Annotated in this window: 22 protein-coding genes; 2 read left to right on the forward strand and 20 right to left on the reverse strand. The window is 65.1% G+C overall.

Annotated features, from left to right (window positions below; genetic code table 11):
- The first annotated feature begins 120 nt into the window (after positions 1 to 120).
- The gene (locus Q8Q53_RS10570; RefSeq protein WP_305701738.1) at positions 121 to 804 is read left to right on the forward strand and encodes an FCD domain-containing protein; all 684 of its coding nucleotides are present in this window, start codon (positions 121 to 123) and stop codon (positions 802 to 804) included.
- Between the two features lie 331 nt (positions 805 to 1135).
- Here the strand turns inward: Q8Q53_RS10570 and Q8Q53_RS10575 are convergent, their stop codons facing one another.
- From Q8Q53_RS10575 to Q8Q53_RS10670, 20 genes are all read right to left on the reverse strand, one after another.
- Positions 1136 to 4177, reverse strand: a complete 3042-nt coding sequence (locus Q8Q53_RS10575; protein WP_305701739.1) for a conjugal transfer protein TraG N-terminal domain-containing protein — start codon at positions 4175 to 4177, stop codon at positions 1136 to 1138.
- A gap of 13 nt (positions 4178 to 4190) precedes the next feature.
- Positions 4191 to 5642 carry a conjugal transfer protein TraH gene (locus Q8Q53_RS10580; RefSeq protein ID WP_305701740.1) on the reverse strand — a complete coding sequence of 484 codons (1452 nt, stop codon included), beginning with the start codon at positions 5640 to 5642 and terminating at the stop codon, positions 4191 to 4193.
- A complete protein-coding gene (locus tag Q8Q53_RS10585; protein WP_305701741.1) occupies positions 5642 to 6454 on the reverse strand; it encodes a thioredoxin family protein in 813 nt (270 codons plus the stop codon). The genes Q8Q53_RS10580 and Q8Q53_RS10585 overlap by 1 nt, the downstream gene beginning before the upstream one ends.
- Positions 6451 to 6768, reverse strand: a complete 318-nt coding sequence (locus Q8Q53_RS10590) for a hypothetical protein (RefSeq protein WP_305701742.1) — start codon at positions 6766 to 6768, stop codon at positions 6451 to 6453. The genes Q8Q53_RS10585 and Q8Q53_RS10590 overlap by 4 nt, the downstream gene beginning before the upstream one ends.
- A 49-nt stretch (positions 6769 to 6817) precedes the next feature.
- Positions 6818 to 8932 carry a conjugal transfer protein TraN gene (gene traN, locus Q8Q53_RS10595; RefSeq protein WP_305701743.1) on the reverse strand — a complete coding sequence of 705 codons (2115 nt, stop codon included), beginning with the start codon at positions 8930 to 8932 and terminating at the stop codon, positions 6818 to 6820.
- Position 8933: 1 nt separating this feature from the next.
- The gene (gene trbC, locus Q8Q53_RS10600) at positions 8934 to 9698 is read right to left on the reverse strand and encodes a type-F conjugative transfer system pilin assembly protein TrbC (protein ID WP_305701744.1); all 765 of its coding nucleotides are present in this window, start codon (positions 9696 to 9698) and stop codon (positions 8934 to 8936) included.
- An 8-nt stretch (positions 9699 to 9706) separates the two neighbouring features.
- A complete protein-coding gene (gene traU / locus Q8Q53_RS10605) occupies positions 9707 to 10729 on the reverse strand; it encodes a conjugal transfer pilus assembly protein TraU (protein WP_305701745.1) in 1023 nt (340 codons plus the stop codon).
- Positions 10726 to 10992, reverse strand: a complete 267-nt coding sequence (locus Q8Q53_RS10610; protein WP_305701746.1) for a hypothetical protein — start codon at positions 10990 to 10992, stop codon at positions 10726 to 10728. Before Q8Q53_RS10610 ends, traU begins: the two co-directional genes overlap by 4 nt.
- On the reverse strand, positions 10989 to 11678 hold the full coding sequence (gene traW, locus Q8Q53_RS10615) for a type-F conjugative transfer system protein TraW (protein ID WP_371136542.1): 690 nt from the start codon (positions 11676 to 11678) through the stop codon (positions 10989 to 10991). Before traW ends, Q8Q53_RS10610 begins: the two co-directional genes overlap by 4 nt.
- Positions 11675 to 12148: a S26 family signal peptidase gene (locus Q8Q53_RS10620; protein ID WP_371136544.1), complete on the reverse strand. Its 474-nt coding sequence runs from the start codon at positions 12146 to 12148 to the stop codon at positions 11675 to 11677. Before Q8Q53_RS10620 ends, traW begins: the two co-directional genes overlap by 4 nt.
- A 61-nt stretch (positions 12149 to 12209) precedes the next feature.
- Positions 12210 to 12776, reverse strand: a complete 567-nt coding sequence (locus tag Q8Q53_RS10625) for a type-F conjugative transfer system protein TrbI (protein ID WP_305701748.1) — start codon at positions 12774 to 12776, stop codon at positions 12210 to 12212.
- Entirely contained in the window at positions 12769 to 13080 is a 312-nt protein-coding gene (locus Q8Q53_RS10630) for a hypothetical protein (RefSeq protein ID WP_305701749.1), read from the reverse strand. Before Q8Q53_RS10630 ends, Q8Q53_RS10625 begins: the two co-directional genes overlap by 8 nt.
- Positions 13081 to 13124: 44 nt before the next feature.
- Positions 13125 to 15731, reverse strand: a complete 2607-nt coding sequence (gene traC / locus Q8Q53_RS10635) for a type IV secretion system protein TraC (RefSeq protein ID WP_305701750.1) — start codon at positions 15729 to 15731, stop codon at positions 13125 to 13127.
- Between the two features lie 6 nt (positions 15732 to 15737).
- Positions 15738 to 16895, reverse strand: coding sequence for a hypothetical protein (locus Q8Q53_RS10640; RefSeq protein ID WP_305701751.1), 1158 nt, complete (start codon positions 16893 to 16895; stop codon positions 15738 to 15740).
- Positions 16892 to 17791, reverse strand: coding sequence for a DsbC family protein (locus Q8Q53_RS10645; protein WP_305701752.1), 900 nt, complete (start codon positions 17789 to 17791; stop codon positions 16892 to 16894). Before Q8Q53_RS10645 ends, Q8Q53_RS10640 begins: the two co-directional genes overlap by 4 nt.
- Before the next feature lie 10 nt (positions 17792 to 17801).
- Positions 17802 to 19196, reverse strand: a complete 1395-nt coding sequence (locus Q8Q53_RS10650) for a TraB/VirB10 family protein (protein ID WP_305701753.1) — start codon at positions 19194 to 19196, stop codon at positions 17802 to 17804.
- The gene (locus Q8Q53_RS10655) at positions 19196 to 19993 is read right to left on the reverse strand and encodes a type-F conjugative transfer system secretin TraK (RefSeq protein ID WP_305701754.1); all 798 of its coding nucleotides are present in this window, start codon (positions 19991 to 19993) and stop codon (positions 19196 to 19198) included. Before Q8Q53_RS10655 ends, Q8Q53_RS10650 begins: the two co-directional genes overlap by 1 nt.
- The gene (locus Q8Q53_RS10660; protein WP_305701755.1) at positions 19993 to 20604 is read right to left on the reverse strand and encodes a type IV conjugative transfer system protein TraE; all 612 of its coding nucleotides are present in this window, start codon (positions 20602 to 20604) and stop codon (positions 19993 to 19995) included. The genes Q8Q53_RS10655 and Q8Q53_RS10660 overlap by 1 nt, the downstream gene beginning before the upstream one ends.
- 13 nt (positions 20605 to 20617) lie before the next feature.
- Positions 20618 to 20902, reverse strand: coding sequence for a type IV conjugative transfer system protein TraL (gene traL, locus Q8Q53_RS10665; protein ID WP_019053911.1), 285 nt, complete (start codon positions 20900 to 20902; stop codon positions 20618 to 20620).
- A 72-nt stretch (positions 20903 to 20974) separates the two neighbouring features.
- Positions 20975 to 21289 (reverse strand): hypothetical protein, encoded by a 315-nt coding sequence (locus tag Q8Q53_RS10670; protein WP_305701756.1) that lies wholly within the window; start codon positions 21287 to 21289, stop codon positions 20975 to 20977.
- Positions 21290 to 21628: 339 nt separating this feature from the next.
- Here Q8Q53_RS10670 and Q8Q53_RS10675 point away from each other — a divergent pair, with 339 nt between their 5' ends.
- Positions 21629 to 21988 carry a hypothetical protein gene (locus Q8Q53_RS10675; RefSeq protein ID WP_305701757.1) on the forward strand — a complete coding sequence of 120 codons (360 nt, stop codon included), beginning with the start codon at positions 21629 to 21631 and terminating at the stop codon, positions 21986 to 21988.
- The last annotated feature ends 100 nt before the right edge of the window (positions 21989 to 22088 follow it).

Consider the following 22088-nt stretch of genomic DNA (forward strand, 5'->3'; position numbering starts at 1 on the left):
TGGACGAGTTCTTGCTCGCCGCATCATTGCAGGCAACCTAGCACAAGATCGATTTGATTTTCGAATCCGGATGGTTCGGACTATCCGGACTGTGTCATCAGGGAGCTAGTTGAGACATCGGTGGCGAAAGCAAAATTGCCAGACCTGCGAATGATTGTCTGCCCGGCGAGGCAGGTCTTCGCATTGCTTCGCGAGCCGCGCAAACGGCAGCGCTACGACCATCCCGAGCAACTCCCCGGCTTTCAGAACCTTTCTGAGGACGATGCGTCACGCTTCGCACAAGAACTGATCGACCTTGGCCTGATCATCCGAGATCATGGCCGCTTGACCATCGTCGACTGGACCATCGAGCGCATCGTCGAGCATCTGGCACTCGCCGGGGCCATTCAGGCGCTGGCCGCGTCTGAGGTGGCCGCACTCCAGGGAAGGGCCGACTTTTCGTGCCTTGAGGACATCAACGCCGCCCTCAAATCCTACGAGACACAGGCCGATAACCTGCTGCAGGGTGCCTTTCTGGACTACCAATGGCATCTCGAACTTGTTCGCTTGAGCGACAACCGGGCCGCCTTTGCCACTTACGCCAAGGCTATCCCGCCGGCGGTCTGGATCGCCGGTGCCAACTACTTCCAACTCGACGAGGCGCGCAGTTCACTGATCGAACATGACCGCCTGATCGCCTACATGAAGGCCGGTGATACGCTGCGCGCGCGCGATGCAGTGTCATTTCATCTCGAGGAAGCGGCGGCACAGATCCGCCGCGCAGGCGCGGCGCGGATCGAGAGTTATCCGGGCATCTCCAGCTAGGCCTTCAGCGCGTTTGCGCTGCGAGGGGAGAGGATGCGGCCTTTACGCGGGGGGCTCGACCTGTTCCTGGCACATGATTGAAAATTCAGTCCGTTTGGGGTAATCATGGCCAGGGCGAGGAGACCCTCGATGGACCATGATCGTTTCGGACTGGATGGAATGCCAATCTCGTGTCGCGGTGCTGATTGCGACCCTGTGACGGGGATTGCTTTCCCACGAGTCCGCGAGGCAAATGGCCCCGGAATCCCCTATCTGCGGGTAATTCTCGCAGGTCTGATGCTAGTGTTTGTCGGCTTCTTTGCATGGCAGACGCGTCTGTTTGGCTGAAGCCTTAGGTTCTCTTCCTGGCAACATGCAGATGGTCGCGTTCAGGTTTGTCGGGGAAGCGTTCGAACTGGACGGCATAGCCATCGCCAAGCCGTGATCGGACCTGTGTTGCCCAACGCTCACCCTGTTCGTCCGAGATGTTGTTGCCTCTGAAGTCGAGCGCTCTGTCGGCATAGTGTGCGGATCCGGCCATATGCTGCGTGCTGTCGTTGCCCGAGGTGACAACCGGCGTCGGCAGACCAAGTGCGCGCGCCTCGTCAGCGACCACGCCCATCGCAGGCACTAGTTCGCCATCCATACGGCCGAGCCGGGCACCAGGCTTGACCGTCATGCCAAGATCGCGGGCATAGGCCGCCCCATCGACTGGGCCTTCTGGGACGGCGAGCAGGGTTCCTCCTTCCAATGGCGACGGGACGAGTCCTTCCGCAGGGGCCGCCAGTGGCAGTAAAGGTGATTGCGGCATTCCAAGGCTGGTGTTGGTGCCAAGCGAGCCTGAACCGGCGATCGCGGCGACGTCGCCGAGTTCGTTGATCCGGTGGGCGCGCAGGTCGCCCATCAGGTCGTCCATGATGTAGGTGATTGCCTGATCTCGGCGCGTCACGTCGCGATAGTCGAGACGAGGATTCGAGATATCCGGCAGGTGCCATTCGGGATGGTCACGCTGCAATGTCTCGTAGCGGTCCTGGATGAGGTTGGACATGTCGCTCGAGATCTGGAAGCCGTGACTCTCGGCATAGCTCGCCTCGGACATCATCCGACTGCCGATCTCGCGGTAGCGAGCAGCGGCGGCGCGGCGTTCATCGGCTTCTGCCACGCGCCAGTCATTGCCGTCGGTATTGGTCCGCGAATGGCTGTGGTCGCCGTATTCCGAGCTTTGGCTATAGGTTCCCGACGACTGGATATCGCCGCTCGATCCGCTGACAACCACGCGATCGCTTGTTTCTTCGGACTTATCAGTGCCGCGTGTAGTCTGATTGGTAGCCGAACGCTCGGTGCCGGCGCGTGCGTCGTCGCCGATCTCCTTTCGGCCGAATATCGAGCCTTGGAGGGTCGCAGATAAGCCACTGCCCGCAATGTCCTTGCCGGGAGTGCCCAGGGTTCCGGAACCAGTCAGGCTTGCTGACGATCCGAAGGTGCGGCTCGCAAAGTCGCCAGATGACCGCGAATTGCCTTCCCGCAGGATCAGATCGTTGTTGGTGACCTCCCGTGTAGAGTTACCCTTGGCGCCCTCGACCACCACGTTCCCGCCGACATTGTGGGTATCGGATGCCCGCGAGCCGCTTTCGCGCCGCGACCCGGACACGTCGCTGGTCGCGGTGACGGCGCTGCCGAACCGGCCTTTCGAGCTGGTCCAGCTCGTCGAGGTGCCATTTTCGATCTTGTCGGCTTCGCTGAGGTACCACTGCCCCTGCGATCTGAGGTCCGTAGCATAGCCGCTGGTCATGGTCGGCTTGAACGGCAGCTGCGACATCGCGGCATTGGTATCGATGACCGAATGGCCAGAACCATACTCGTTGAACATGCGGCCGTCGGCCTCGCGGAAACCGGAATGCCCGGCCCCGGAGAGGAAATTTGGCGCCATGTTCCACTGCGACATCTGGCGGTTCTCGGAATTAAGGTTGCCGTAGCTGACGTCGCCGTAGGCGTAGTTGCCGGTGGTCCGCTCGAGCGCGGCCGCATCGGAGCCGGCCTGAACAGGCGCGAGCATCGAGCCGAGGTTGTTGGCGACCGACATGGTGCCGCGCATGACCATCAGCGCCAGGACCGGCACCGACATCATCAGGAACCCCGCCATGGTGGCGACGTCCTGGTTCACGGCATCGATCCCCGCCCAGTTGGCGAGGTTGACGCTGCCGGCCGCCACGGCATTGGTCTGGCTCGCGAGCCGGTCCATGATGAACGAGTGGATGAGGACGTACATCGGCCCCCAGGCCGAGAGGTAGAAGAAGCCCGAAAAATAGCCCTTCAGGGTCGCGATGCCGCTGCGCGGAAACAACAGCAGCGGGAAGACGATCGGGAAAAGCGCGTAGAACACCACGGTCAGGACCACGCCCAGGACCGGAATCCAGATGAGCCCCTGCTCGGCCGCCGTCGTCATGGCGTTGCGGGTCTGGGTGTCGGCGCGCTGGAGCGCGAAGGAATCGGCGTCAGCATTGCCGAAGTCTAGCTGGGCCACCTCGAAGGCATCGACCATACTCTTCTGCTTGAAGAACTGATTCCGGGTCATCGCCGTGCCGGTGAGGAGCTGCGAGACCACCGGCACGTCGGCGGCAAGCTTCGCGCCTGCTGCCGCCTCGGTGAGCTTGGGGTACATCGAGTGGGCAAACGGCAGTGCGTAGGCGTTGATCTGGTTGTCCCACTGGTTGTTGATCAGCGTCCAGGCCTGGGCGCAGGTCTTGCCTTCGATGTCGACCGTGCCCGCGCCAGTGTCGGTGAGGTACTTCATGCCGCGGTTGGTCGCGGCATTGACCCCAAGCTCAGCCCAGAGGTCGGGCGCTTCGCTCAGCAGCTTGAGGCTCTTGGTGCCGAGCAGAATGTCGTAATAGGCGCACTGCTTGAGGTAGCCGTCGAGATTGGCCTTGAAGACGGGATCGCGCACTTCGAAGCCGCGCACCTTGTCCCACATCCGCGCGCCGTAGACGAACCCGCCGTTGGAATAATTGAGCGCGGCGGGCATGACGAAGACCGTCTCGGCTGTGCGGGTCAGGTAGTCGCTGACCTGGCTGGTGAACGAGGCCATGGCAGCAAGCCCGATCGGCACGTTGGCCACCGTCGCTGGGGCGAGCCCGGGATTGACGCGGTCGGTGACCTTCACCGTCACGGTCGGGACCATCAGCACGAGATAGATCAGCGTCGACTGGACGAACCAGCGGAACCAAGCCCGCCAGTCGAGGTCCATCGCGGTGATGAGGAGCGCGTAGATCAGCCCCATCACCATGCAGACGCGGATCAGAGCCTTGAACCCGCCCGAGCCGGTCCAGGCGGCGATCGCGTTGAAGGTGTTGACGAGGTAGTCCCCGCCCCCGACCGTGAAGACCTCGAGCATGGGCGAGGCGCTCCTACTGGACCTGGCTGCCGAGCGTGCGCGAGAAGCGCAGCGCGGCCGACATTTGCGGCGAGAGCTGGGTGCGAAGGGTCTTCTCCAGCATCTGCGTGCGCTGGATCAGCGCGAAGGTCTGGTCGAAGCGCTGCGAGGTGCGCGCCGCGATCCCGAGGAAATTGCGCCGAGTCTCGTAAAGCCCCTCACGCCATTCGCGTAGGGAATCGGCATCGGCGCCGTTGAAGTCCGAGCGCGCATTCACCGCCATGTCGATGAACCGCATGGTCATGGTGGTGACGAGATCGACCGCGACGATTTCGGAGAGGTCGTTGATCTCCTGGGCGGAGATGCCGAACTCGGCCGCCGCGCTCACCGTGATGATCTTATAGACCGGCACGCTCGCCATCCCGAGAAGCTGGATTTCGGCGGGGGTCAGCGAGGCGCCGGGATCGCGGACCTTGAGGGCCATGCTTTCGATTAGCGTACGCACCCGCGCCTTGATCGCCGCATTGGGTCCAATGACCATGTCGGTTTCCGAAGGCGTCATGCACTTGGTCGTATCGCCGCCGCAGCTCCAGTATTTGTGCGGCGTCGACGAGGTACCATCGAGCATGGCGCTGATCAGCGCGGGATCGGCGGGGCCGATGAACTGGACCCGCGGTTTGCCGCCGGTGCCGGCGGGATCGTAGATCACGGTCCCGACTAGCGTCATCAGGAACTCGCGGAACTGGCTGTCGAACCCGCCGTATTTCTTGCCCAAGGCTTCCCAGGTGTAGTTGTTGGGCATCCCGGCCTGTTCCTTCATGTCCGGGTCGGAATTCGCGCCCTTCAGGGCCTCGCGCTGGCCGCCATTGTTGCATTGCTGGCGCGCCCGGGCCCAGTCGGAGACCGCGCCCTGGCTGTTGGCGATCGCCTCGCAGATGACCGAACTCGCCGTATCGCTCTTGGGCCAGAGGCCGCCGACCAGCGCCTGCGCGGTCTCGCACGAGGAGATGTTCATCTGGTTCATCTGCTGAACCTTCTGCGCGAGCTCATCCATGACCTTGCCGATCTCGGGCGAGATGGTGTCGATCGCGAGCTTGAAGGCGAAGCCGAGCGCATTGTTGGCGGTCGCTTTCAGCATCGCGACGAGCTCGGCGGTGTTGATGAACGAGAACGAGCCAGCGAAGAGGTCGATGCCCCCGCAGCCGGCGCGCGCATGCGGCAACTGGATGTTGAAGGGCTGGATGTTCTTCTGCGGAAAGCGCGACCAGACCGAACCCATCGAATAGTAGCCTGCCGACTGGCCCTGGTAGGTGCTGGGGCCGGTCACATTGGCCTGGACCCCCATGTCGGACATGAAGCTCTGCATCTCGCCTTCGACCCCGGCCGAGGCGGGACTGGGCGAGGCAAGCAGGACGGCAGCGCCAAGCACAGTGCCAAGCGCGCGGCGCGAGACTTGGCTAAAGCGGGCGGCGACACACGGGCGCATCAGTAGTCGCTCCCGGGCTTGACCTGGGTCAGCTGGAAGACGCGGTCCATGATCTCATCCTGGCTTAGAATCCCGTAGCCGATCGGCATCGGCTGTTTGGTCACGGAATCGAACAGCACCAGCGCCGGCACTTGACGGTCGGTGCCGAGGCCGAGTTTCTCGTACTGGCCACTGTCGACCATGTAGCCGGGGAAGGTCGATGAAGGCCCGCCGTCGGTCGAGACCGCGAGCACGGAAAGCCCGTATTTGTCCGAGACGGCTTTGAGGATCGGCGAGAATATGTCGCAGGCCCCGCAGCTCGAGGCGAAGAAGTAGAACACTCCGTAGCGCTGCGAGAGGCTCGCCATGACGCGGTCGCGGTCGGACTTGCGCTCATCGATCCACGCACGCTTGCCGAGTGTCGAGACCGGGCGTTGCAGCGTGTAATCGAGGCCCGGGTCCTGCCACAGCGCACGCTGCCAGACGTCGGCAAACATCGAGGACCGGTCGAGCTGCTCGCGCTGGAAGCGCACATAGGCTGTGACGTTCTCCGGGCTCGGCTCTAGGATCGCGCGGGCTTTCAGTTCCTCGAGCTGCGTCCCGATCGCGGCAAGGCGTTCGCGCGCCGGAGGCTGCGCTGTGGCCGCCTTGCGCGGCTCCTCCTTGGGCTTCTCGCAGTAGAACCAGGTGCCGAGCTTCCTCTCCGTGCAATAGAGCGCGTCCTCAGACTGCCGGACCTCGACGCCGTCACTGTCCGCGGCGCGCAGCGGGGCAGTTCCGGCCAGTGTCAGGCTGGAGGCGGCAAGCAGGGCAATGCATTGGCGGTGGTTCATGATCCGCTCCTCTCGAATTCCTTGATCAGTGACATGAAGACAGCGACGTCGAGCAGCCGGCGGCCACCATCGAGCATCCGCACGAGCGCGCTGTAGAAACCGCGCAGGGCTTCGGATCCTGCTTCGCTGAGCGTGTAGGTCCCGGCCTCGAGGCTCGCCCAGTCCCGCGCCGCCATAGCCTTGAGCTGACCGTTCAGGGCACGACAGCGGACCGGTTTGTCGAGCCAGGTCGAAACCTCGCCCGCGATCTCGCGCGCCGTCAGGCTGCCGCGGCGGGCGAGCGCCATGCCCACGCAGAATTCGAGCACGGTCATGTCGGTGGCCACGCCCACATCGCTGAGTGCGACAACGTGGGCGCTGGATTCAGGGCTTGTGCGCGGCATAGTAGGCCTCGATCTTTGCCTGGATTTCGATGAGCGTGGCGGCTTCGTCGGGGAGCTTCGCCGCATCGACGAACTCCGCGTAGACCTCAGAGAAATCCATCACCGAGAGGTCGAGCTGCTGGAACTCGAAGATGGTGAACCCGTCGCAGACCGGCTTCTTGGGCGTCCCCCATGTCTTGCCGAGCTGTGGGCGGCCCTGCTCCTGGAGGATGCGGCTGATCTTCGACTGGAAGCAGCAATAGACGTCGCGCTTGGTGAGGCAGATGCCGAGGAAGCTCGACGAACAATAGGTGCCGATCTTGTGGCAGAGCCCGGCATCGTCCTTCTGGTCGAGCAGGACCTCCGAAGGGCTGCACAGCAGCGGGGTCAGCAAAGGCACGCCCTTCCCCGAACAGCAATTGGCAAGGCCGAAGACTTTGTGGGCGCAGCTCTCGGCCGTGCCCTTGAACAAGGTCAGCGTGGACTCGTCGAACTCGGAATTGGCCTGGCCAAGCGCGTTGAGCGCTACGACCGCGTCCTTGAATTCGTCCGAGGCCTCGCGAACGATCGGCTCGCAGTCGCCGTTGACGCAGTAGACGTCGTCTCCGCAGATGTACTGCGCGGGCTGTGTGGTCGAACCCGGGATCGGGCACTTGTAGACCCGCTCGGCGACCTTGCATGAGCCATCGCCGCTCGGCGGATCGTCGAGGCAGGTCTCGTGGTCGAACGCGCAGCCCGGCGTCGCATCGAGCTTGCCGCAGTCGTTTCCGCCGCCGACCACGGTCTGGCACTGGTAGGTCTTAGTCGTCTCCCAGCAGGGCCGCGTGACCGGCACGCCATCGATCAGCCGCGTTTCATTGGGCGCAGTGCAGGTTTCGGAGGCCAGCGTACAGGTGCCGAGATCGACCGAGCAGGCGTTGTCGGTCCAGATTTGGGTGAACCACTTCGACACCGCGCTTTCGGGGACCATGCCGGCGACATTGGTGCTGCACGAATAGACCTCTTCGAGCGCGGCGGGCTCGATACAAGTGAGGTAACCCCCTCCTCCGAATGGATCGCCGATGAAGTCCCAGGTCTTGCAGAGCTGGCGATCGGGCAGCCCGGCCGCCGCCGCAGAGGTTTTGGTGCAGCTCGGCTCCGCCGAGATCGACCCGCACTGCTGAAGTCCGCTCACGTATTGCACCGGGAAACCTGTCACCGGATCAAAGGTCAGTGCATCGGTGATCCCTTCGCTGTTGCAGCGATAGACATTGGTCACGACCTGGAAGGCATCGGGCGGCGGCGGCTTCGCGACCGTGCCCATCAGGTAGATACTGGGATCGGTAACCGCGCTGTCGCAGTCGTAATAGTCGACCGTCAGATTGTACTCAGGGACCGGAAAGGTACCGGTCTTGCGGCACAGGGAATTGCCTTCAAGCGCCGCGCACCCCGGAAATCCTGGGGCTGTGACGCAGAGGTACTGGTAGAGCGTCTCGTTCCACGCCGCGACGGTCAGGCTGCGGGTGCAGGTTTTGGGCTGCTCGACCACCGCCGAACCAACATTGCAGGTCCACTCGGCGGTATTGGTGGTCCCGGGACTGGGCGGCAGGGGCACGCAGTTGCCGGTCGAACCGCCCGCGCTCACGCCCTGAAGGTAGGCATTGGGATCGTCGGTGACGGTGTTCGCGCGCGAGAGATCCGCGCGGGTGACGTCGACGGTCGGCCGCGTGGTCGAATTGGCGGTGCGATAGGCATCGCTGTTGTAGCCTGCCGCCGCGCCGTCGGCATACATGCTGCCCGGATTGTCGTAATACTGGGTGAGCCCGGGATATTCCGCCTGATAGCCAGGGATCTGGCCGGCAGCGCCCGGCGCATCGGTGATCCCCTGATAGGCGCCCCGCACGTTCGATCCGGTGGAGCGCGCCTCGGCCTTGGCCTCTTCCACGGTCATTGTGGCGGGCGCGGAAGGTGGCGGCGGGGCAGGCGCGGGCACGCCGGGGTCGATCGCGGGGGGAAGCGGAGGTTGCGGCTCGACGAGATCGTCGGGCGGAGGAATGTAGACTTGGGCCTGCGCGCCGGTTGCGGCGATCAGGCCGATGGCGGCAAGCGCAAGAAGTGCAAGGCGCGGTGCCTGCATTTCAATGGTCCTTCGCCAATTGCGCTAGCGCGACGCGCGCGACGCCGGCTCCCGGGCCGCGGCCACCGGCAAAGCTCTCGAGCGCGAACTCGACCGTGACGTTGCCCGTCAGCCGGTCGTGATCGGGGGTGGCGCTGGTGCAATCGAGCCCGTCGCAGAGCTCGTATTCGCGCCCCGCAGCAACGAAGGTCGGGGCAGCTTCGACCTTGAATGCGCGAAACAGGCGCGGGTCGATCGCGAGGTGGGCTTCCTGGCCCTCGTCGGTTACCACCCGCTTCAGCCCTTCGGCAAAGGCCTTGGTGCTGCCGCCTGGAAATCCGCGGAACACCACCACGCCGCCAGCCTTGCTCGTGTCGGCGATCAGGCGCGAAAGCGAGGCCTGCGGCATCGACAGGCTGGCAAAGACCATGAACATCGGTCCTTCGCCCATCGGCGCGCGGGTATTGGCGGCGGCCCCGGACAGCAGCTCGTCGAAGTCGACCGCGCCGTCCGGACCCTTGGGTAGGCTGGCGGGATCGATCGCGGCGACGGCTGCCAGACCATGTGCGCGGAGATCTTCCGCCTCGCCGCGGTGCGCCTCGCCCTTGCCGGCTACCGCATCGACAAGGGTCTGGGCATCGGCGGTGGCTTCGGTAGCCCGCTCCTTGATCGCCTTGAGATCGATGCCGTCGATCGTTTGCGCCAGGGCTGCCGAGACCGCGGTGAGCGCGAGGAATCCGGCGATCGGAGCCATCCGTGCCTTTGACAGGGTGCGCGCGAAGATCATGGGCGTTCTCACAGCATGCAGCAGTTGCGCTTGCGCCAGACGAGGTAGCCAAAGTCCTCACCCTTGACGGGGTAGCCCTTGCCGGTCTGGGGGATGATGGTGGTCGCGCCGACCGGCGCGCAGGCGTAGCGGCCCTTCACCGTCGAGATCGGATTGGTCATCTGCAGTCGGTATTGCTGCTTGCGCATCACCGGCATCAGGTACTTGTGGCACAGGGCCTTCGAACCCATCGTGCCCCAGGCGAGCGCCTCGCGGTGCATCTTGTAGAGCATGCGCTCGGCGACGAGCCGCGAGGCCTGGATCGGGGTGACATGCGCGGCAACGTGGCCGTTCAGCGGGTACATCCCGCCATTGCAGCCCGCGCACCAGAACATCTGGTCGATCGGCAGCCTGGCCGTCGCCGCGACGCAGTCGGCCGCGCAGGCCGCGGTTGCGATCGGATTGGAGAACAGCGCGACTTCCGGGTTGATGATCGAGGTGAGCGCGGAATCCTGCCACAGCGGGTCGATCTCGGTCACATAGGCGACATCGAAGGTGGTCTGCTCGAAGCAGAGGAAATCGGTCAGGATCTCCATCCAGTAGAGCAGCGGGTAGACGTAGTAGTGCGACTGCCACTGCGAGCTGTTCTGCGCCTTTCCGCCGATCTGGCTGCGGCCCTGGACGTGGCCGTTGCCGATGGCGAAGCCGGGGTTGAGGCGGATGCCGCCAAGGTTGGGGAAGCACCACGCCTTGTTGGTGACATCGACGAGCCGCACCGGTTCCCAGAAACCGACCGAGATACCGATGCGCGGGATTGGCGAGCCGCAGGCGCACAAGGGAAACGACGGGTTCTTGGGATCGGGGCGCGAGCCCTTCCAGATCGAGAGCCCGCCGATCGACAGCGGGAACAGGCACGACCAGCACACGTCGGTGATCGGATTGATGAACTTGCCGTGGCACGAGACCGTATCGGCCCGGGCGGGCGCGGCTGCGGCAAAGGCGAGTGCGAGAGCGGCGAGGAGACTGCCGATCGTCCTGGAAAGCCGGGTCATGGCTGGGCCTCCCCACTGAAGAGGTCGTCGGCGCGGAGCTTGGCCCGGAAGTAGAACAGCCCATGGACCGGCGCGGCGAGCACCAGCAGCAGCGCAGGCAGAGCGCCCCATTCGCCCATGAGCGCTTTGGTGAGCGGCAGCAGCAGTACGGCGAGCGCGAGCGCCCAGCACAGGGCCATCCACCAGCGGCGCATGTGGCGCAGGCGCGGGGTTTCGGGGGGGGCCATCGGCGTCTTGAAGAAAGTGATGAGCGGGTGGGTCATGAGACCTTGCCTCCACCAGAGAGTGCAGGGGCAGGTGCGGCTGCCGGCGGCGGTAGGGGGAACTCGCTGATCTTGAGGTTTGAGCCCGCCTCAGTGACCACCGCCGGGGTGTGCCGGATGCCGAACTTGCTCGTGAGAGTCCCGCCCTGGTCGAAATAGAAGCGCCGCTGCCAGGGTTTCATCGCATCGAACGGAGAACCGGACACGAAGATGATCTTGGCCCGGGCATCGCTCCAGGTCTTGACCGCCCAGGCGAGCTCGGCCGCGTTATCGCCGTCGATGAAGACCAGCGCCTGGCTTAGCTGCACCATGTCGAGCGGATTGACCCGGGTGCCGCGCGCCGCGATCAGATTGCCCTTGGCATCGACGATGTCGTCCTCGGTGACGATCGAGGGATCGAACAGCCATTCGCGCCTGGTCGCCGCCGGGGTCATGCCATCGACCGGCTTGGGACGGCGCACGCTGGCGACCGCCTGTTCCTGCATCTGGCGCTGCATCCGCTCGATCCCGCCATTGGCCTCGAGCGTCCTGAGACGCGTCTCGATGGTGGTCAGAAGATCGGTTTCGATGATCGGGAAGGTCTGGCCCATCTGGCCGTAGTCGGCGGCGCGCAAGGCCGAGACGAGCGGCCACCCCGCGAGGAGCGCCATGCCGCTGGCGGCGAGCAAGACGGCGCGGCGCCTCACAGCAGCGAATCCCCGGTGCCGATGATCCGGCCACTGCAGACGAAGCCCACATCGGCGTAGCGGCTGTCGAGCCCGTCCTTGTGCTCAGTGCCGAGGTAGTAGCAGTGCTCGGGGATGCGCCCGGTCGGCCCCGGCTCCAGCGCTTCACCGCGCGAGCTCATTGGCTTGAGGCGTGCGACTTCGGCGCCGTTGATCCGCACCACGCTGCCCTGCCGGGTCACGACATCGCCGGGCATGCCGTAGACCCGCTTGGCGAAGGGCGGCGAGGCCGCACCAAAATGCGCGGTGATGAGCGGGGTCTGCCGCGGCGCAAAGACAACAAAGTCGCCGCGCTGGGGCGTGCGGTGCTTGTCGATCCAGAACGCCCAATTGGGCAGCGACTGGGTGGTGTTGATGAGGAGCGCGTGCTGGTCGCGCCAGCTCGCCAGCGACGAACTTGCTGCCAGCGCCGCCGCGAGCGCGCCGATCACCAGCCAGCGCTTCGCATGGTTGGCGCGTGCCGATGGAGGCTGCGCTGCGCCCGATTGCGCGTCAGTTTGCGGGAGCATTGCCCTGCCCTCCGAGCGCGCCTGCTTGCGGGGCAGGCGCTGCCATGGCTGCGCGCATCGCACCCATCACGTCGGCACCGTTGCCGGCTGCGGCCTGCGGCATCTTGACCCGGGTGTAGACCTCGCGGCGGACCTCGGCGGTGATGTCGGGGACATTGCCGGCGAGCACCGCTTCGCCGACCAGCACGATCTGGCCCGAGGCCCCGCGGCGTTCGAGATTGCGCTGGACCTCGCCCATGAAGGCGCGGGTTTCACTGGTGACCTGTTCGGGCGGGGTCGCCGAGCGCGCCTGCGCCTGGACATATTCGCCGACGATGCCCGACAGCTGGACCTTGGCGATCGCCGGGCGGTCGGGCCCGGCCAGCACGCTTTTGGTGACCCAGGCACCCCACAGCCCTGCGGCGACAATCGCGGCGACCAGCGCCACCGGGGCAGCACCGAGGCGCGCGCGCGGCGGGGCAGCGGGAGCGGCGGCAATGTCGGCCTCGAACAGCGGACCGGCAGTTGCAGCCTCGTCTGACACTCGAGCTAAGCGCGGCGTTCTAGCCATGATCGGTCTCCTTCGATTGTTGGATGGCGGGCTTGCCGAGGCCGCGCAGCGAATGGCGGCGGAAGAAGCCGACGCCGGCAAAGAGCGCGGCGCTGGCGAGCCAGAAGAACAGGCGGAAGCGGTCCTGCCGCGCGCCGTCGGCGGCGACATAGCGTGAGGCGAAGTTGTCGAGCTGCTGCACGGTGGCCGAGAAACCGAAGTCGCCGAGCGCGACGAAGAACAGCAGCCACAGCGCGGCGACGCAGGCGAGCGTCACGGCGAGCCAGCCCGTCAGCCGCAGCGCCAGATAGCAGGCGTCGGCCACGCGCGAGCGAGAGGGCGCTGGTAGGCGTGAGGGCGCCACCAGCATCATTCGGCCGCCTCCGCCAGCTCACCCTCGGCAAAGTCCGGTGCGCCGGGTTCGGGGGGCACAAAATCGGGGAAGGCGACCCGTTCGATCGCATCGGGGAGCGCGAGCCCGCCGCGGACCTTGTCCTCGATCTCGGAGAAAACCCGCGGGCTCGAGGAATAGAGCGTTGCCGAATAGGGATCGAGCACAAGGCGCCCCACAGCGAGGGTCTCAGGGCCCTTGATCAGCACATCGGAGTATTCGGTGCCGTTGCGCTTCAGCGAGCGCAGCAGGCTTTCGGTGTAGTGATCCATCTCGAAGCGCTGGTGCTTGGCGAGATCGTTGATCGTTTCCTCCTTCTGCTGGAGGACGATCGACCAGTCCGAGTTCTCCAGCGCGGCGAGCGAACCCTCCGACTTGTAGAAGTCATTGAGGGACTGGGTCGCGGTGATCAGCGAGCCGCCATACTTGCGACAGGTGCGGGCATAGGTCTCGATCGCCTGGCCCATCTGTCCGCCGCCGAGCAGTTGCCAGGCCTCGTCGATCATCGTGAGCTTGGGCACCGAGCGGTCGAGATCGCGCATCACCCGCAGCGTCAGGAACATGAGCGCGGTCAGCGCGACCGAGCGCAGTTCCGGCTTCGAGGAGAGATCCGAGAGCTCGAACACGGTGAGCCCGGCCGAGAGATCGATCGAGCAGGCACCTTCGAAGAACCGGCCGTAGGTCCCGCCCGTGAGGAATGGAGACATGGCATCGGCGAGATCGCCGGCATAAGGCGATGGCAGTGCGCGCAGCGCTGACGCGACATGGTCGATGGTGCCGGCGCGCTGCTTCTCGCGCCAGACCGTGCTGACGGCAGAATCGATCAGGCCGCGCTCGGTATCGGAGAGCCGGTCCTGCTGGCGTGCCATTTGCCCGACGATCGATTTGAGCATGGCGAGGCATTCGACCTCGTAGTCCTCGCCGTCCTCGTCGCTTGCCAGGGCCTCGCTGTCGATCATGTCGAAGGGGTTGAGCGAGAAGCCAGAGGAGAGCTTGAACTCGACGAAGGCACCGCCGAAGGCCTTGACCATGTGCTCGAACGAGCGGCCGTCATCGATCACGATGACCTTGGCCCCTGCCCCCGACATCGCGGCGCAGACGTCCTGCAGGAACACGGACTTGCCCGAACCCGACTTGCCGAACACCGCGACGTTGTGGTTGCCCGCAGCGTTCTGGAACGGCGACCAGAAGAACGGTTGCCCGCGCCGGCCGATCAGGAGGACGTGGGGGATGTGCCCACCGGTATGCTCACCCTGAAGCGGGGCGATAGAGGCTGCGGTCGTGGTCAGCATGGTCTTGAAGCGCTTCATGCGCTTGAGGTCAGCGGAAAGCCCGTTGGGGAGCGACAGCGGCATCGCTGCGAGCAGACCCATGACCTGGAGGTAGCGCTCGTCGATGAGGTCCCACCCGCAGGCCTTGTAGACCGACTTCACCATGCGCTCGTTGATGTCGCCCTTGCCAAGCGGCGAGAGCGCGCCGACGCCGTAATAGACCTGCGCGAGCTTGCGGCCCTGACGTATCTCGGCCTGAACGTACTGCCATTCGTCGCGCTGCTCGGAGAGCTGGGGCAGGAACCGCGCGGAGCGGCTGTCGGCGAGGCTGGTGGTGCGCATGACCTTGAGCCCGGCGCGCGAGGCGACCGCTTCCTCGTCCTGGTAAACGAGCCCGAGCACGGTCATGACGTTGCAACCGAACCTCAGCTTGTCGTTGATGACGTCGCCGATGATTTTCTGGACGTCCCACGGCGCCCACTGCTTGGGCAGGTTGCGCACCGAGAAGAAGCGCCAGTCGAACTTGTCGGGCACGACTTCGCCGATCACCGGCGCGCCGTCCTGGCGCTCGCCAGTCGGGCGGAATCGCTCGGTGTGGAGGATGATCCGGTCAGGGGTGACCTGGGTTTCGAGATCGCGCCGCACGCACTGGACGTTGATCGGATCGAGCTCGGAATAGTGCTCGGGCTTGTCGGCATTATCGACCGCCGGGCAGAGAAAATCGTCGAGGAAGGCGATCAGTTCGACCGGGCTCATGTCGCGCGCCGGGATCGACAGCGCCTGGAGCGTCCCCATGAGGCTTTCGCGCACCGATACGAGCATGTCCGCGCCGATCGGGCCGCTGAGCCGGGCACCGATCGAAAGGATCACGCGGGTGTTGCGCAGATAGAACGGGGCATCGCGCGAGATCGACATCCATGCCGCCCGGCGAAGCCAGCGCGCCCGGTGCATCGCCGCGCGGCCATAGACGCCCTTTGCGACTACGCGCGGCATGACCCAATCGGCGATGCGCTCGCCAACCGAAGGGCTTTGCCAGTGGATCAGCTGGATCTCGCAGCCCGAGGGCACGGCATCGGAGAGGAACTGGGTGAGGAGTTCGCCGCTGCGCTCGTCGGCGCCCATCATCGGCGCCAGCTCGAGAATGAACCCGACCGAGTCCGTATTGATGAACATGCGGCTTTTCTTGTCGAAGCTGCGATAGGGCAGCCAGTTCGACAGCATCGGCGCACCCAGCACCGGGCGCTCCGCCTCGGGATGGGCGCTCTCGCCGAACACCATGTCGAGGAACCGGTCCCAGAAGCCGCGCGAGGTCATGGCGATTTACTCCTCGACCTTGGCGGGAAAGGCGGCGGGGCCATTTGCGGGCTTGCCAGTGGCATTGACCGCTGCAGAAGCCGGGGTTGCGACTGCCGCCGGTACTGCGATCGGCGCTGCACTCGCGGGTGCCGTCACGGCGGAAGCAGACCCGGCCGGCGCTTTCGCGGTTTGGGCGAGCCGCGCCTGGACTTCGGCACGGATCGCATCGACCGCGTTACCCGACTTGAGCGCCGCAGCCTTGGCGCGCGCCGCGGCGACGGCTTCCGGGCTTGGCAGTGCTGGCGGCGAGGCAACGACCGGCGGGGAAACCGGCGCGACGGCGCTCTCGCTGACCGGGACAGATGCCGCGGGTGGCGGAGCGTAGGCGGCGCTGGCGAGGCTGATCGCCCTGCCCTCGACCTGGTCGCCAAGGTTGGGTTCGCCCGAGGACAACTGCATCCAGGCGCCATCATCGACCACCGCGTGCACGATCCGCGGCTCGTGGAGATTGCCGCCGCCATCGACGAATGACGGGAACACGACCTTCAGCACCCGGCGTTCGCGGTGGACCATGCCATTGCCCGCAGCGGCGATCTGACCAGAGCCGGATGGCACGTAGGACGCCGTGACCGGCCTCGCCGCTGCCGGTTGGCGAATGTACGGCCCCGCCGGGGTCATCGGCCGGGCATTCTGGATCACCGACAACGCCTGATCATCGATCAGGGTCGAAGGGGCGCAAGTCCCTCCGGGCGCACTGCAGGCAAAGCTGCCCTTGATGTTGCCGCCGAACAGCGAGGTGCAGGCGACAAGCTGAGTCGCAGCAAGCCCGACCGCAGCCATGGTCGCCGCCCGGGCCAGACCGCTCAGGGTCCGGCGCTCTGCGAGCATGCCAAGGCGCACGGCAAGCCGCCAGAACGCGAGGCCCGAGGCGAGTGACAGTGAGACTTCGCCCAGCGCGACATGGCCCGCCGAGCGAACCCAAGCGCGCCCACGCAGCTTCGCCAGTTCCGAGGGCGTGAGCAGCCGCCCCTGCGACGGGGAATAGGCTGCCACAAGGTCGTGCCACAGCAGGATTACCTCGCGGCGGCTGATCGCGACCCGGGGCAACGAGATGGCCCCACGCGAACGCCGTGCCACCGCGCGGACCAGCCCTGCGTGCTGTTCAGGGGTGAGCCCGGTCACGACTTAGCGCCCTTCAGCCACTGCTCGAGCACTTCGCGCGGACGGAAGCCTTCGATTACCGCACCGTCGGAACGGACGATGACCGGGGTGCCGGCGAGCCCCTGCTCGCGGGCGAAACGCTCGTTGGCATCGAGCGGCGAAGTATCGCAAGCTCGTGTGTCGGTGATCGGTGCGCCCGAATAAGCCGATTTGACCGCCTTGCGCCGATCGCGCGCGCAGAAAACCTGGTTGGCAAGGTCCCGGCTGCCGAGCACCGAGATCGGCCGCTCGATCACGCGCACGTTCATGCTTTCGAGCACGCCCGACAGCGCCCGGCAGTAACCGCAGCGAAAATCGCTGAACACCGTGACGGTCGGACCCGAACTTGCTCCCCAGACAATGCCACCCGCCTCGGGCAGTGCGGCGAGCGACATCATCCGGGGGGCACCGCTCGCCGCTGGCGTGCTGACGCCGCGGCGGGGGGTCTCGACTTCCTGCGCTTCCTGTTTGCTGCCCGCCGCGCCGCCGACGAGGAGATCCGGGTTGACCTCGAGCAGCCGGACTGCGGTCAGGTCCTGACGGGTCTGCATGTCATAGACGCGCCCGATCAGGAGGTAGCGCGCGGTCCGGTCGACATAGAACAGCTGCGATCCGGCGGTGACTTCGCAGACCCCGTCGACGAGCTGGCAATTGACGCGGGAGACCTGGGTGCGCGGCAGGCGCTGCTTGAGCAGCGCCGTGACGGCCTGATCGGCTTCGCTAAGCGAGTGAACAGCATTTGGTGCCGTGCCCTCGGCGCCAGCGGCGCTGGCATTGGCCCAGACCAGCGAGCCGCCACTGCCGAGCACGATCGCGGCCAGCGGCATCAGCACTTGGCCAAGGCGGGGCCTGCTAAAGTTCAGGGATTTCAGCTTCATTGCACCCTCCTCATCCGTTGATGAACACGCCTTCGAGAAACACGATCTCGACATCGATCCCGGTCGGCATCTCGATCACGGGCTGGTACTGCTCGGCCCGCTCGATCAGGTATTTGCTGACCATGTCGCCCGAGGTTGCGATGCCTTCGCCAAGGCCGCCTTCAAGGATGTCGCCGGTGCCGAGCTTCTGGCGCTGGCCGTTGACGTTGACGTTGGTCCCGGTGAGCGTCGTATTGGTGTTGGCGGAAAAGCCGCGCCCGAACCCGCCGGCGAGCCCGGCAAGGAAGGCCTGGCCGATGAGCGAACCCTCGCGGCTCACCACGCGCCCCCGCACCCCGGTCTTGCCGCCAAAAGCGATGAAGCCCTTCACATCCGAGACCGCGTAGCGCCCATTGGGCTGCGGGCAGGTCATCCGCTGCAGCTTGACGTAGACTTTCTCGCTCGAGAGATCGCCGCGCGCCGCACCGTTGACGAGGCAACCGGCGATATTGGTCGTGAGCAGCCGCCCGTGGTCATAGACCGAGCGCGCTGGGCCGGTGATGCGCAGCACGACCGGCAAAGGATCGGTCTGGCTCTGGACCCCGGCTGCGGCATCGACCCCGACGATCACCTTGGCGACCGCGATAGAATTGGGCGGCAGGTAATTGGCGCTGTCGGTGAAGACGGTGTTGCCCTTGGGCACCGGGCTACCCGTGCCACTGGTACCCTCGCCAAACGAGACGAGACTGACCTCGCTGCCGCGACCGCCGGGCATGCCGGCTGCCGCCATCGCTGCCTGTCCGGCCGGGGTCCCGGGCGCCTGGTAGCTGGGGGGACTGGTCCGCCCATAGAGCGCGTTGGGTCCGACTGAGGTGGCGCCGGGGCCAACAACGGGCTGGCCCATGATCGGCGACTGTCGGGCGGCAGCAAGCGCGGCCTTCAGCTGCTCGTTCTCGTTCTGGTAGGCCGTGAGCACCCGTTCGGTATCGGGTGAAATCCCTGCTCCCCCGGTGCTGCCCCCACCTTGCGCCTGGCTCTGCGCGAGCTGCGCTTCCAGTTGATCGGCCCGCTGTGCGCGGGCGGCGAGCGAGCGCATGTTGTTGTCCATCGACATCATCTGCGCCTCGGACTGGGCACGCCATTCCTTCTCGGCCATGTTCTTGTTGACCATCTCGTCGACCGAGACGTCGGCGACCTGGCGCTTGACGTTGCCGTCGCTGCTCTTGTTCTCGCCGGCGAAGATCCACGACGAGCCGATGATCAGCGCGGCGAGCCCGCCGGCGCCGAGGAGCAGCATCTGCTTCTTCTTGACTGCTTCGTTGGCGACGATCGCATCTCCAAGCGGCGTTGCATCGCTGCCGCCTGGCTCACTCGCGGGGCCATCAAGTGATTTGGGGCCTTTGCGGAACGGGTTCTTCCAGTCCATCACTGGCCTCCATTCGATTGGATGAGGTAGACGGCTGCCGACTTGCCCGGCGCGAGTTCGCTCACCGGGGTCATGAAGGCGACGCTGCCGCGCGCCGCGAGCAGGTTCTCGTCGAGCGGCAGGGGCTCTTTCCCGGTGTTGCGCACCTTGAGGATCAGGCCCTTCAAGTCCGCGCCGCGATATTCGCCGACCTGCTGGACCTCGAGCTTGCCGACCGCGACGGGCTCGAGCACGCTTTGCCGGATCTCGAAGCCCTCGATGGTCTCGCTGCGGTACATAGCCTGTGCCAGGCGCACCGCCGTGTCCTCGGGCGAGGAGCGCACTTCCCAGTCGCGCGCCGCCTCGGCCTTGACCGCAGTGTTGGTAACGAACACCTGCTCGGCGTCGCTTCCCCGCACCTGGCAGAGGAACTTATATACGAAGCCCTTCCGGGTGGTGCCGAAGAACGAGAGGTTCGGCTTGGTGAAGCCGTCGGGCACCGAGATGTAGATGTCGCCGCGCACTGGCTCGTTGACGATCTTGAAGTCCTCGGCCGGGTTGCCAGTGCTGATCTTGGATACCGAGGCAAACTGGTCACCGGCGAGGCTGATCCGGGTCAGATCCTTTGCCGAGGCGACGCAGGCGACCGTGCCATTGTCGGCCGCCGGAATGCTCTGGTCGGCAATGGCAGGGCTTGCCGCCAGGCACAGCGCGCCAAAGCAGATCATCGCGGCGCCTACGGGACGACCCACAATCGCCAGGGGGCGTCCCGCCAGCACTGTCCCGGCGCCGATCGCGCCCAACGCGAGTTCAGCCATCACTCGTCTCCCCCATCGGTGCTGCTTTTGGCGCTGGCGCTCGCGATCACTTTGCCCGCGGCGTCCTTGGTCACGCGCCCGAACCCGGCGAGCTTCAGGCTGACGCCCGAGTAGCTCCACACGTAGCGGAAGGTCCGGGCCTCCGAGGTGACCTCCTTCGAACCCACCACCGTGTGCAGCACGCCGTTGACCTCGCTGGTCAGCGCATCGGGATCGACGGAGAGGTTTTCGATCGTGAAGTACTGCGAGACATTCGAGCCATTCTGCTCGTTGAAGATCTTCATCAGCTCGGCCTTCATCCGGCCGTGGGTCCTGGGATCGGTGATCTCCAGGATCGAATCCATCCAGTATCGGAGGTTGGACGGCGAGCGGTTGAGCGTCAGCAGCGCGGCATCGCGCGTGACCAGCTCGAGATAGTCCTTGTCGATATGGTTCGAGGACAGCGTCAGCGGCTTGGCCAGTACCGGCTGCAGCACGACCTCGCGGTCGCGGCGCGCGGCGGTCAGCGTCAGCAAGACGCTCAAGGCAAACAGGCCCGTCGCGGTGATGGCCAGCAGGTTGCGCTGCTTTAGCAGTCGCTGCGCTTGCCCATGAGAAATCGAGAGGTCCATGTCGGTGCCGTCCTCAGCCAGCCATCAGGCGAAGATGGGAGGGCGGCGTCGCTCTCAGCCCCATGAAGGCACCCGGCAGGTACCAGTAGGCTGAATGGATGATCCACGAGACGGCTCGTCCCGCCTTCAACTTGCGCAATCCCCACCAGGCCAGCACGCTAGAAATCAGACCGATGAAAATATGTTGAGACAGGATGCCCCACGCGAACGGGATGATCATCGCGAGGAACTCATCGAGTGTCCAAAACCCGATCAGCTCCGGATCATCGAGATGCGCGGGAACCGTGTAGCGATTCATGAGCGGCGCCACCCTCCGAGGTGTCCGACCGGATGCGCATGAGCACTTGTCCGGACGGAACGGGGTTGAAGGTCAGATCGTCGCGGTGACGGCCGCAGTGACGATGGGCACGCCCGTGCCGGCACCGACGCCGACCCCGACGGGGATCGCGACCTGGCCGAGGCTGAAGCGGCCAGAGGCAAGGCCGACGATGCCGCCCGCAAGGCTCAGCACCGTGATGATCTTGCCGCCCGAGCCTTCGAGGAAGCCGGTGAACGAAGTCAGCGCGGTGTTGAAGGTCGTGTCGGCGCCCGCCATCGCGACTTCGCTTCCGACCAGGCTGGCGACCGCGACCACCGCGGCCCCCTGGATGAGGCTTGCGCCCTTCCCTTTCATCGTGTGTTTCATGTTGCCATGTCCTTTTCCAAACGCCGTGATTGTCACGGCATTCAGAATGAACAGATCAGCGCTGGCGGGAGCAATTAAGGGACGGTTTAGGCAGGCAAACGAATCGGATCATTTCCGAAATGCGGAACCGAACAGGCCAGTTATTTCCCGATAAGGGAAATGCGGTTGCCGTTTCGGGAACCGTGTTTCCCTATTCGGGTAATCTCGATTTCCGCTGCGGTAACAACGATTTCCCAAAAAGGAATTGAACGCAGCGAATCGCGTCCAGCATCCCGGATTCGCCAAATTTACAATTTTGGGCCATTGTGCCCGCCGACACATGCCCTGGATAACCCGTCAATGGCCGCAGGAACGCGCAACGTCCGCCTATTCGTGAGCGAGCAGTGCTTTGCGCTGTTGGTCGATGCGATGGCTGCGTTTTCCAAGCAAACCCGCCGGTTCCAGACAATGCGGATGACAGTTCAGGCTGCATGCTCGCGCCTTAAATCCCACGGGATTTCTCGCTCTGAGCTTGCGGAGTTTCTCGCCGAGTATCCCATCGACGGCGATATCCGGATCCATCTTGAAGTCACGCCTGAGTGGTCAGCCGACTACGATGCGATGCGCGCCAAAGTGAAGGAGATTGGTGAAAAGGCTGGATCAGACAAGGCTCTGGTGCCCTTCGCAGTATACCTCGCGGTGAAGCACAACCTTCTCTAGGTAATCTCCACGCGCGAGCACGTGCGCTCCTCAAGACTCTTGACAGATTATGCCATCCCATAGACGTTTTGCCATGGGAGGGATGGAACATGCCTCACAG

The organism is Novosphingobium sp. (assembly GCF_030699305.1).
Taxonomy (GTDB): domain Bacteria; phylum Pseudomonadota; class Alphaproteobacteria; order Sphingomonadales; family Sphingomonadaceae; genus Novosphingobium.

Bases quoted from the DNA above. Each gene is read 5' to 3' on its own strand.
- Q8Q53_RS10575 (WP_305701739.1), bottom strand. From the start codon at position 4,177: ATGCTCGAGGTCTTCACGGTCGGGGGCGGGGACTACCTCGTCAACACC.
- Q8Q53_RS10580 (WP_305701740.1), bottom strand. From the start codon at position 5,642: ATGCGCCCGTGTGTCGCCGCCCGCTTTAGCCAAGTCTCGCGCCGCGCG.
- Q8Q53_RS10585 (WP_305701741.1), bottom strand. From the start codon at position 6,454: ATGAACCACCGCCAATGCATTGCCCTGCTTGCCGCCTCCAGCCTGACA.
- Q8Q53_RS10590 (WP_305701742.1), bottom strand. From the start codon at position 6,768: ATGACCGTGCTCGAATTCTGCGTGGGCATGGCGCTCGCCCGCCGCGGC.
- traN (WP_305701743.1), bottom strand. From the start codon at position 8,932: ATGCAGGCACCGCGCCTTGCACTTCTTGCGCTTGCCGCCATCGGCCTG.
- trbC (WP_305701744.1), bottom strand. From the start codon at position 9,698: ATGATCTTCGCGCGCACCCTGTCAAAGGCACGGATGGCTCCGATCGCC.
- traU (WP_305701745.1), bottom strand. From the start codon at position 10,729: ATGACCCGGCTTTCCAGGACGATCGGCAGTCTCCTCGCCGCTCTCGCA.
- Q8Q53_RS10610 (WP_305701746.1), bottom strand. From the start codon at position 10,992: ATGACCCACCCGCTCATCACTTTCTTCAAGACGCCGATGGCCCCCCCC.
- Q8Q53_RS10625 (WP_305701748.1), bottom strand. From the start codon at position 12,776: ATGGCTAGAACGCCGCGCTTAGCTCGAGTGTCAGACGAGGCTGCAACT.
- traC (WP_305701750.1), bottom strand. From the start codon at position 15,731: ATGACCTCGCGCGGCTTCTGGGACCGGTTCCTCGACATGGTGTTCGGC.
- Q8Q53_RS10645 (WP_305701752.1), bottom strand. From the start codon at position 17,791: ATGAAGCTGAAATCCCTGAACTTTAGCAGGCCCCGCCTTGGCCAAGTG.
- Q8Q53_RS10650 (WP_305701753.1), bottom strand. From the start codon at position 19,196: ATGGACTGGAAGAACCCGTTCCGCAAAGGCCCCAAATCACTTGATGGC.
- Q8Q53_RS10655 (WP_305701754.1), bottom strand. From the start codon at position 19,993: ATGGCTGAACTCGCGTTGGGCGCGATCGGCGCCGGGACAGTGCTGGCG.
- Q8Q53_RS10660 (WP_305701755.1), bottom strand. From the start codon at position 20,604: ATGGACCTCTCGATTTCTCATGGGCAAGCGCAGCGACTGCTAAAGCAG.
- traL (WP_019053911.1), bottom strand. From the start codon at position 20,902: ATGAATCGCTACACGGTTCCCGCGCATCTCGATGATCCGGAGCTGATC.
- Q8Q53_RS10670 (WP_305701756.1), bottom strand. From the start codon at position 21,289: ATGAAACACACGATGAAAGGGAAGGGCGCAAGCCTCATCCAGGGGGCC.
- Q8Q53_RS10675 (WP_305701757.1), top strand. From the start codon at position 21,629: ATGGCCGCAGGAACGCGCAACGTCCGCCTATTCGTGAGCGAGCAGTGC.